This window comes from Salegentibacter sp., from assembly GCF_041642575.1.
Classification (GTDB): domain Bacteria; phylum Bacteroidota; class Bacteroidia; order Flavobacteriales; family Flavobacteriaceae; genus Salegentibacter.
This window is the reverse complement of record NZ_JBEPWD010000074.1, coordinates 1-10,062: the sequence shown is the minus strand read 5'-3', so window position 1 is coordinate 10,062 and position 10,062 is coordinate 1. Positions and strand designations below refer to the sequence as shown.

Genomic DNA, 10,062 nt, shown 5'->3' with positions numbered 1-10,062 from the left:
GCCCCGGTTTTAAAACGCTTTACGATCTCTGTCCAGGGTTCTACCTCGTCTATGGGAATTGGGTTCAGGTCCCTGAATTTAAACATTCCGCGCAAGGTCATTAAAGCTTCGTTCTGGTCGTTGATGAGTTTTGAATATTCCTGGTAACTCTTCGGATTGTTTTGTTTTACAGCCTGTTGGAGTTTTGCAACACTGGCAGGGTTAAACAAATGCCGCTCACCGTTTCTTCTCCAGCGATAATCCCCGCCAATTTCAAGGTCCAGGCCGGTGTCGGTTTCGGGAGGATTAAAGGCTGCATCAAAGCGTTTCTGAACTTCTTTTTCAATTTCGTATAAACCAATTCCTTCAATGCGGGTTGGGGTATTGCTGAAATATTTATCTACAAATTTTTGATTGAGACCAAGGATCTCAAAGATCTGTGCACCGCGGTAAGAATGCAGGGTTGAAATACCGATCTTGTTCATGATCTTCAAAATCCCTTTTCCTATAGCTTTATTGAAATTCTGAACGGCTTCTTCAGCGTCTTCAATATCTATTTCTTTGTCTTCCACGAGCTGGTGAATAATTTCATTTACCAGATATGGATTGACCGCGCTGGCACCATATCCGAAAAGCAGCGCAAAGTGATGAGGTTCCCGCGGCTCGGCCGATTCGACCACAATTCCGAAGGAAGATCTCCTGTTATATTTTTTTACCCGGTGATGAACAAAGGAACAGGCGAGGAGTGAGGGGATTGGCGCCAGTTTAGGATTTACGTTTCTGTCGCTTAGAATGATCACATTGCAACCACGGTCTACTGCTGTGTTGATCTCATTTATAATTTCATCCAGGCGGGCTTCCAGGCCGTTAAGTCCTTTCTCGGCTTCGTATAAAATAGAAATCGATTCGGTTTTGAAACCCGGTTGGTCTATGTATTTGATCTTATCGAGATCTTCGTTGGAGATCACAGGATTTTGTATGCGCAGTTTCTTGGCCTGCTCCGGAATTATATCGAAAATATTGCGGTCTTCCCCAATAGACAGACTAATATCAGTAACGATCTCTTCTCTTATTCCATCCAGAGGAGGGTTTGTGACCTGCGCGAATAATTGCTTAAAATAATTGAACAGGAGTTGAGGTTTGTCTGAAAGTACTGCCAGGGGAATATCAGCTCCCATCGAGCCGATGGCTTCCTTGCCAAGCGTAGCCATTGGAGTGATTATAGTGCTGATGTCCTCAAGGGTATAACCAAAAAGTTTCTGCCGGGTATTGAAACCTATTTTCTCTTGTGGGGTTTTATTTCCGGTGTAAGGAACTTTCGCCAAAGGGAGTAGATTGTTGTTTAACCACTTTCTGTAAGGCCTTTCTGAAACGATTTTACTCTTAACTTCTTCGTCCCGAATTATTCGACCTTCGTTCATATCTACCAGAAACATCCTTCCGGGCTCCAGGCGACCATGGAGTTCTACGTTTTCGGGTTTGATGTCCATTACTCCCGTTTCTGAAGACATTATTACATACCCGTCTTTGGTGAGAGTGTAACGCGAAGGTCTAAGCCCATTCCGGTCCAGTAAAGCCCCGATATAATTTCCATCGGTGAACGGTATGGAAGCAGGGCCATCCCAGGCTTCCATGATACAGGCGTTGTATTCGTAAAAAGCCTTTTTCTCATCATTCATTGAAGGGTTCTTCTCCCAGGCTTCTGGCACCATCATCATAATAGCTTCCGGCAGGGAGCGCCCGGTTTGAAGCAATAATTCCAGGACGGTATCCATGGAAGCAGAATCTGATTTCCCCTCGGCGGTTATGGGGACGATCTTTTTCAGGTCTTCCCCAAAGATCTCGCTTTCAAAAAGTTCTTCCCTGGCTTTCATTCGGCTGAGATTTCCTCTTAATGTATTTATTTCCCCATTGTGGCACATATACCTGAAGGGTTGTGCCAGGTCCCAGGTAGGAAAAGTGTTGGTGGAAAAACGTTGGTGAACCAGTGCTAATTTAGTTACTACTCCGGGTTCGTTTAAATCTTTGTAATAGACATTGATGTCCTGGGGCATCAACAGGCCCTTGTAAATTATGGTATTGGTGGAAAGACTTGGCAGGTAAAAACTATCAGCTTCAGAAAGCTCTGATTTTTCTATGCGATGCTCTGCAATTTTCCGGGCGGCAAAGAGCCGGGCATTAAATATTGCTGCTGAAATTTCTTCGTCTTTACCTATAAAAACCTGCTGCATATTTGGTTCAGAAAGGGAAGCGATGCTACCAAGACAGGCCCTGTTAACCGGAACATCCCGCCAACCGATAATATTAAGACCCTGGCCGGTAATTTCTTCCTCGAAAATTTCTTTACAGATATTTCGTTGATTGACAGACCTGGGTAGAAAGACCATTCCTACGGCATACTCCTTGAAATCCGGTAGCTTAAAATCACAGTTTTCCTTAAAAAAGTCGTGAGGTATTTCTATGAGAATTCCGGCACCATCACCCGTTTTTCCATCGGCACTTACCGCACCCCGATGCTCCAGCCTGATGAGGATATCAATAGCCTTATGAATTATATCGTTAGTGCGTTTTCCTTTAAGATTGCAAATAAATCCTGCTCCACAATTGTCATGCTCAAATTCGGGTGAATAGAGCCCCTGCTTTTTTAATTTCATGTCCTTTTCGTCCTTAAGTAATTATTGCAAAATTACCCAAAACGATAAATAAAATAACGTGTAATCGTGTTAAATCAGAAATAAATTCATTAAAAGTAATTAAAAGGATGTAAAATGATAATTACTTAAACAAACAAGGGGTGAATTCCAAATCTTCTAAAATAAAGTAGAGAATGTCATAAAAAATAAAAGCCCGGCACCAAAAATGGCCCGGGCTTTTACTTCTAAATTAAGAATGATTAATCCTTGAGGATAGAACGTGAAATTACAATTTTTTGAATTTCAGAGGTGCCTTCGTAGATCTGGGTGATCTTAGCATCCCTCATTAAACGTTCTACATGATATTCTTTTACATATCCATTTCCGCCATGAATCTGAACGGCTTCTATGGCAACGTCCATTGCTGTTTTTGAAGCGTGAAGTTTAGCCATGGCTCCTGAAAGATCGTAATCGTTATGCTGATCTTTATCCCAGGCAGCTTTCATTACTAAATGTCGTGCCGCCTCGATTTGGGTATGCATATCGGCAAGTTTGAAGGCAATTGCCTGGTGGTTGCAGATCTCTGTTCCAAAAGCTTTTCTTTCCTTTGAATATTTTAAAGCAAGTTCATAAGCCCCGGCAGCAATGCCTAAAGCCTGAGCCGCGATCCCGATTCGCCCCCCCGAAAGGGTTTTCATGGCGAATTTAAATCCGAAACCATCTTCCCCGATCCTGTTTTCCTTTGGAACTTTAACATCGTTGAAGTTCAAAGAATGAGTGTCGCTTCCGCGAATACCCATCTTTTGTTCTTTAGGTCCTATTTCAAAACCTCCCCAGTCTTTTTCCACGATGAAAGCGTTGATGCCTTTATGTTTCTTTTCACGGTCGGTTTGTGCGATCACAATATAGTAATCTGCGGTACCACCGTTAGTGATCCAGTTTTTTGTTCCGTTAAGTATGTAGTGGTCACCTTTATCTATTGCAGTGGTTCTTTGTGAAGTTGCATCGCTACCTGCCTCCGGCTCCGAAAGACAAAATGCTCCCAGTTTTTCACCTGTTGCAAGTTTGGTGAGATATTTTTCTTTTTGTTCCGGATTGGCGTATGTGTCAAGCCCCCAACAAACCAGGGAATTATTAACCGACATGACTACAGAGGCGGAAGCATCTATTTTAGAGATTTCTTCCATAGCCAGGACGTAGGCAACCGTATCCATTCCACCACCGCCATAGTCAGGAGATGCCATCATTCCAAGAAATCCGAGTTCCCCCATCATTTTCACCTGCTTGGCGGGAAATTCCTGTTTTTCATCTCTTTCTATGACGCCCGGCAGGAGTTCATTTTTTGCAAAATCCCGAGCCGCATCGCGTATCATTATATGTTCTTCTGTGAAATTGAAATCCATATCTATATTTTTGTTTAAGGAAAAACTAATTTTGGTCCCCAAAGATAGCTTTTTGATATGTATTATTCAATTTACTTTCTTTAATTTTACGAATATGAAAAAAGCGAAATATAGGGTTTTAGGCGTCATGTCGGGTACATCATTGGATGGGATTGACCTTGTGTATGTAAACTTTGACTACAAAGACCAGTGGTCTTATAAAATTTTAAAGGCCGAAACCAGCCCTTATCCTATAAACTGGCAGGAAACACTTGCGGCTGCAATAAATTATTCAGATGAAAGTCTTCAAGAGCTTAACTTGAAATACACTCATTATCTGGCCGGGGTGATCTCCCAATTCATTGAAAAATATAATATAACCGATTTGGATGCAGTTTGTAGTCATGGTCATACTATAAAACACGAACCTCAAAACCAATATACCCTTCAAATTGGGAATTTGCCTCAACTCGCTTATTTAACGGGGCAAAAGGTGATTTGTGATTTCAGGATGCAGGATGTCAAACTCCGTGGACAGGGAGCTCCTCTGGTGCCAATTGGAGACCGACTTCTATTTTCGGAATATAAATATTGCCTTAATCTGGGAGGATTTGCCAATATTTCAACAGAAGAAAAGGGGAAGAGAATTGCTTACGACATTTGTGCTGTAAACACAGTTTTGAACTATTATGCGAAAAAACTGGGCAAAGAGTTCGACGAAGGCGGAAAACTGGCCGCAGCGGGCGAGTTGAACGAAAAACTGTTGAAACAACTAAATCAACTCTCATTTTACAAGCAAAAGCCTCCCAAATCACTCGGAATTGAATGGGTTACCGCCGAAGTGTTTCCCATTCTTGAAAAATATGAAGAAGATATTCCTACCATTCTCCATACCTATTCTGTGCATATCGCGCAACAAATAGTTGATGCTCTGGATAATTCTGAGGATTCCAGTGTGCTCCTTACCGGCGGCGGTGCTTTTAATAATTTCATTATTAAGGAATTAAAAGATAGGTCGAAATGCCAACTTTCTATCCCGTCCAAAGAACTTATCGATTTTAAAGAAGCCCTGATTTTTGGATTACTGGGAGTGCTTAAAATACGGGATGAGGTTAATACTTTAAGCTCGGTTACCGGAGCAGAAAAAGATCATTCCGCAGGAGTGATATTTGAACTTTGAAAATTTTATTGAAACATCAATAAGATTAGACTTAGTTTATATATTTGTCAAAAACCACAACTAGAATGAAGGATTTATTAAAGTTATATGAAGAAAAAGCGCCTGAAATAGTTTTTAACTGGCGTGATTCTGAAACCGAGGCCGAAGGATGGACGGTTATTAATTCACTCCGCGGCGGCGCTGCCGGTGGAGGTACAAGAATGCGGGTGGGACTTGATGAAAATGAAGTGCTTTCCCTTGCAAAAACAATGGAGGTTAAATTTACCGTATCAGGGCCTCCTATTGGTGGGGCAAAATCGGGGATTAATTTTGATCCTAACGACCCCAGAAAAAAAGGTGTACTGGAGCGCTGGTATAAAGCGGTTTCTCCATTGCTGAAAAACTATTACGGCACCGGTGGCGATATGAATGTTGATGAAATTCACGAGGTAATTCCAATTACCGAGAATTGTGGGGTATGGCACCCGCAGGAAGGCGTTTTTACCGGGCACTTTCAACCCAGTGAAGCCGACAAGATCAACAGGATAGGTCAGTTACGCCAGGGAGTAATCAAGGTTCTTGAAAATGCAAAATATTCTCCAGATACCAGCCGCAAGTACACAGTTGCCGATATGATTACCGGTTACGGAGTTGCCGAGGCTGTAAAACATTACTATAGTATTTACGGAGGAAATATTGAAGGTAAAAGAGCTATAGTACAGGGATTTGGAAATGTTGGTTCCTCAGCCGCCTATTATTTTGCCCAGATGGGAGTGAAAATAGTGGGAATAATTGATCGTGATGGAGGTTTGATTAATGAGGAAGGTTTTTCTTTTGAGGAAATCAAAGAATTGTTTCTGGCTAAAAAAGGAAATACGCTAAATCACTCTGATTTAATTCCATTCAATGAAATTAACCAAAAGATATGGAAACTGGACGCCGAGATCTTTGCTCCTTGTGCAGCCTCCAGATTAATCAGTAAGGATCAGATCACTAGTTTGATAGAACGTAAGCTGGAGGTTGTGTCTTCAGGAGCCAATGTGCCTTTTGCAGATGAGGAGATCTTTTTTGGACCAATCATGGAATATACCGATGAAAAAGTAAGTCTTATTCCAGATTTTATCGCGAACTGTGGAATGGCCCGTGTTTTTGCTTATTTTATGGAGCGCAGGGTACAAATGACAGATGAAGCTATCTTTAACGATACTTCCATGACTATTAAAAATGCCATCCAGGACACCTTCAATCATAAGAGCAGTAAAACAGGAGTAAGCAAGACCGCTTTCGAACTTGCCCTTAAACAACTTGTATAAGAAAATTATTTTATGTTTAAAATTATTGCCCCGCCTGTACGGTGGGGTTTTTGTTTTTTAGCTTCTTGATTCAGGAGACATGATAAAGAGATTTAAATAATTAACGGGCGATTAACAGAATGCCCCTTGTCCTGCTGAATATTTTACTATTTTTGGTTACAATTAAAAAGAGTTTATTACGTTAAATACAAAACCCTAAAAGATACCTATGCTATACTTTTTCCAGCAGGATGACGTTGCTCAGGCAGCTCAGGAGGCAGAGCCTGTAGTAGAAGAAAAAACCCTTTCTTTATTTGACCTGATGTTAAGTGGTGGCCTTGGAGGCCAGATTATTATCCTTATTCTTTTTGTGCTCTTGTTTGCGGCAGTCTATATCTACTTTGAAAGGCTCTTTGCGATTAAGGCGGCTAGCCAGGTAGACAAGAATTTTATGCTTCAGATCAAAGACAGTGTGTTGAATGGTAATATCGAATCGGCTAAAATGCGCTGTGAACAAAGCGATTCTCCTGTGGCCCGACTAACCCAAAAGGGAATTTCCCGAATTGGCAGTCCCCTGGAAGATATTAATACCGCAATTGAAAACGCCGGTCGGCTGGAGGTTTACAAACTGGAAAAGAATGTCAGCATCCTCGCAACCATTGCCGGAGCCGCCCCAATGATTGGATTTTTGGGTACCGTAATTGGTATGGTACTTGCTTTTCATGAATTGGCAACAAGTAGTGGACAGGCGCAAATGGGAGCCCTTGCAGAAGGTATCTATACCGCGATGACAACCACCGTTGCCGGACTTATAGTTGGTATTATTGCTTATATAGGTTACAATCACCTGGTGGTAAAAACCGATAAAGTGGTTCATCAAATGGAGGCTACAGCGGTAGATTTCTTAGACTTACTAAACGAACCTGCTTAATATGAATTTAAGAAGCAGAAATAAAATCAGTGCAGATTTTAGCATGAGCTCTATGACAGATATCGTATTTCTGTTGTTGATCTTTTTCATGCTAACCTCTCCGGTTATAACTCCTGAAGCTCTGGATCTTATCCTTCCGAAGGCAAAAGGTAAAACAACTACTCAGCAAAATATTGCGGTAAGCATTACCAAAGACCTTCAGTTTTATATAAATGATGAAAGAGTAAGCGCAAGTGCTTTAGAGAGCACGCTTAAAAGCAGACTTGTAGGAGAGGAAGACCCAACCATAATTCTAAGGGCCGAAGAAGGGGTGCCAATAGAAAAGGCTGTAAATGTTATGGACATCGCCAACCGAAATAGTTATAAGATCGTACTGGCCGTAAAACCGGAATAAAATGGCAATGCTTGAAACAAAACACGAGAAAAAATCTTTTACCATCACGGTGGTACTTCACGTGCTTTTGATTATTCTGATGCTGTTTTTAGGGTTTAAATATTTAGATCCGCCCCCGGAAAACGGAATTGCTATAAACTTTGGAACTTCGGAAGTTGGTGCAGGAGATAATCAGCCTACCGAGCCTGTTCAATCTGCTCCACAGCAAACTTCTGCTCCCGAGCCGGTATCTCAACCCGAACCGGTAATTGAAGAGGAAGTGGTGACTCAGGAAACGGAAGAAGCTCCCGTAATTGAAAAGAAAGAGGAGCCAAAACCTGTAAAAGAGGAAACTCCCGAAGAACCTAAGGAACAACCTCCGGCAGAAAAACCCGAACCTAAACCCGATAAATCCACAACCGATGCGATGAGCAGTATCCTTAACGGTCCTGAGCGTGACGGTTCAGAGACGGGAGGAGAAGGCGACGATAATCAGGCAGGCGATAAGGGCTCTCCCGATGGTGATCCCAATGCCAGTTCCTATTACGGAAACGGAACAGGTATAGATGGAGACGGTAATTACCGCCTTGGGGGACGAAGGGCATTGAATAAAGAAAAATTTGTTCAGGATTGTAATGAATCTGGTATTGTGGTAGTGCGAATTGAAGTTAACCGCAACGGCCAGGTTGTAGATGCAACTCCCGGGGTAAAAGGAACTACCAATTCTGCTTCCTGTCTTACTGAACCTGCGAGACGTGCCGCTATGGCTACTCGGTTCAATAGTGATGATAATGCTCCTTCCAGACAGGTAGGAACAATTATTTATAACTTTAAACTCTCAGAATAGGTGAATACTTACAAAGAAACTGTTGAGTGGATGTTTCAGCAGTTACCTATGTACCAACGTTTGGGAGATCAGGCTTTTAAGAAAGATCTCACAAAAACCCTTGAGTTTGCAAAGCACCTGGGAGAACCACATAAAAAATTCAAGTCTATTCATGTGGCCGGGACTAATGGGAAAGGGTCCACCAGCCATATGTTGGCTTCGGTATTACATGAAGCCGGATATAAGGTTGGGCTTTATACTTCCCCGCATTTGAAAGATTTTAGAGAAAGAATTAAAATTAACGGACAGCTCATTCCTGAGAAGTCGGTGGTTGAATTTGTAAATGACCATAGAAAATTTCTGACTGATGCTAAGCTTTCTTTTTTCGAAATGACCGTTGGTCTTGCCTTCGATCATTTTGCTGAAAATGAAGTGGATATTGCAGTTATAGAAGTTGGAATGGGAGGTCGTTTGGACTCTACTAATATCATTACTCCTGAAGTTTCTGTGATCACTAATATTGGATTGGATCACACTGCCCATCTGGGTAGTACCCTCCCTGAAATAGCCCGGGAAAAGGCCGGAATTATCAAAAAAGATGTACCGGTAGTGATCGGGGAAAAGAACAAGGCTACTACTCCTGTTTTTACCGAAACTGCTAAAAACCAGAATGCAAAATTGATTTTCGCTCAGGATCTTCGCTTTCCAAAATACAGCACAGATCTAAAAGGAGATTATCAGAATAAAAACATGAAAAGCGTTCTGGGTGTTGTAAAAGTACTCAGAGATAAAGGTTGGAACATTCCTGAAGAATGCCTAAAAAACGGTTTAAACAGCGTGAAACTGCATACTTCTTTACAGGGTCGCTGGGACACATTACAGGAAAAACCTAAGGTGATCTGCGATACTGCACATAACAAGGAGGGGATAGGCTTAGTAGTGAAACAGCTGAAAAAAGAAGAGTCTCAGCATTTGCATATTGTTCTTGGAGTAGTAAGCGATAAGGATCTGGAAACTATCCTTCCTCTTTTACCCAAAACAGCCGAATATTATTTTTGCAAACCTGATATTCCCCGTGGTTTAGATGCGGAAATTCTTGCTGAAAAAGCAGCGGAATATGGACTGGAAGGCCGGGTATTTGATTCGGTTTCAAAAGCTTATGAAGTCGCTGTAGACAGTGCCTTAGATGAGGACCTTGTCTTCGTGGGAGGTAGTACTTTTACCGTGGCAGAAATAATTTGATTTTTTTTGTTTTTTCTTGGTGCAAAACAAAAACTAATCTATATTTGCATCCGCATTAAAGAATGGGCGCGTAGCTCAGTTGGTTCAGAGCACTTGGTTTACACCCAAGGGGTCAGGGGTTCGAATCCCTTCGCGCCCACATCCATTCACAAGGCTTCATTAGAAGCCTTTTTTAATGAAATATTAGGGCGCGTAGCTCAGTTGGTTCAGAGCATCCCGATTTTTCATCGGGAGAGTCAGGGGTT

At 41.9% G+C, this 10,062-nt stretch carries 8 protein-coding genes and 1 tRNA gene; 7 read left to right on the top strand and 2 right to left on the bottom strand.

Annotated elements, in window-relative coordinates:
- Together ACESK1_RS10300 and ACESK1_RS10295 are read right to left on the bottom strand one after the other, a co-directional pair.
- On the bottom strand, positions 1-2,633 hold a 2,633-nt coding region (locus ACESK1_RS10300), incomplete at its 3' end, for a glutamate synthase central domain-containing protein (protein WP_372920098.1).
- Positions 2,634-2,872: 239 nt separating this feature from the next.
- Positions 2,873-4,015: an acyl-CoA dehydrogenase gene (locus ACESK1_RS10295; RefSeq protein ID WP_372920097.1), complete on the bottom strand. Its 1,143-nt coding sequence runs from the start codon at positions 4,013-4,015 to the stop codon at positions 2,873-2,875.
- A 94-nt stretch (positions 4,016-4,109) separates the two neighbouring features.
- Between ACESK1_RS10295 and ACESK1_RS10290 the strand changes: the two genes are divergently transcribed.
- The 7 genes from ACESK1_RS10290 (at position 4,110) to ACESK1_RS10260 (ending at position 9,956) form a co-directional block, all read left to right on the top strand.
- Complete coding sequence (locus tag ACESK1_RS10290) at positions 4,110-5,174, top strand: anhydro-N-acetylmuramic acid kinase (RefSeq protein ID WP_372920096.1); 1,065 nt, start codon at positions 4,110-4,112, stop codon at positions 5,172-5,174.
- 65 nt (positions 5,175-5,239) lie between these two features.
- Positions 5,240-6,466 (top strand): Glu/Leu/Phe/Val dehydrogenase dimerization domain-containing protein, encoded by a 1,227-nt coding sequence (locus tag ACESK1_RS10285; RefSeq protein WP_372920095.1) that lies wholly within the window; start codon positions 5,240-5,242, stop codon positions 6,464-6,466.
- A gap of 208 nt (positions 6,467-6,674) precedes the next feature.
- Positions 6,675-7,376, top strand: a complete 702-nt coding sequence (locus ACESK1_RS10280) for a MotA/TolQ/ExbB proton channel family protein (protein ID WP_372920094.1) — start codon at positions 6,675-6,677, stop codon at positions 7,374-7,376.
- A 1-nt stretch (position 7,377) separates the two neighbouring features.
- Entirely contained in the window at positions 7,378-7,770 is a 393-nt protein-coding gene (locus ACESK1_RS10275; RefSeq protein ID WP_372920093.1) for an ExbD/TolR family protein, read from the top strand.
- Position 7,771: 1 nt separating this feature from the next.
- Positions 7,772-8,596: an energy transducer TonB gene (locus tag ACESK1_RS10270; protein ID WP_372920092.1), complete on the top strand. Its 825-nt coding sequence runs from the start codon at positions 7,772-7,774 to the stop codon at positions 8,594-8,596.
- Between the two features lie 30 nt (positions 8,597-8,626).
- Positions 8,627-9,817 carry a folylpolyglutamate synthase/dihydrofolate synthase family protein gene (locus tag ACESK1_RS10265; protein ID WP_372920099.1) on the top strand — a complete coding sequence of 397 codons (1,191 nt, stop codon included), beginning with the start codon at positions 8,627-8,629 and terminating at the stop codon, positions 9,815-9,817.
- Positions 9,818-9,881: 64 nt separating this feature from the next.
- Positions 9,882-9,956 (top strand) — tRNA-Val (locus ACESK1_RS10260).
- The last annotated feature ends 106 nt before the right edge of the window (positions 9,957-10,062 follow it).

Bases quoted from the DNA above. Each gene is read 5' to 3' on its own strand.
- ACESK1_RS10265 (WP_372920099.1), top strand. From the start codon at position 8,627: ATGTTTCAGCAGTTACCTATGTACCAACGTTTGGGAGATCAGGCTTTT.
- ACESK1_RS10275 (WP_372920093.1), top strand. From the start codon at position 7,378: ATGAATTTAAGAAGCAGAAATAAAATCAGTGCAGATTTTAGCATGAGC.
- ACESK1_RS10270 (WP_372920092.1), top strand. From the start codon at position 7,772: ATGGCAATGCTTGAAACAAAACACGAGAAAAAATCTTTTACCATCACG.
- ACESK1_RS10285 (WP_372920095.1), top strand. From the start codon at position 5,240: ATGAAGGATTTATTAAAGTTATATGAAGAAAAAGCGCCTGAAATAGTT.
- ACESK1_RS10290 (WP_372920096.1), top strand. From the start codon at position 4,110: ATGAAAAAAGCGAAATATAGGGTTTTAGGCGTCATGTCGGGTACATCA.
- ACESK1_RS10280 (WP_372920094.1), top strand. From the start codon at position 6,675: ATGCTATACTTTTTCCAGCAGGATGACGTTGCTCAGGCAGCTCAGGAG.
- ACESK1_RS10295 (WP_372920097.1), bottom strand. From the start codon at position 4,015: ATGGATTTCAATTTCACAGAAGAACATATAATGATACGCGATGCGGCT.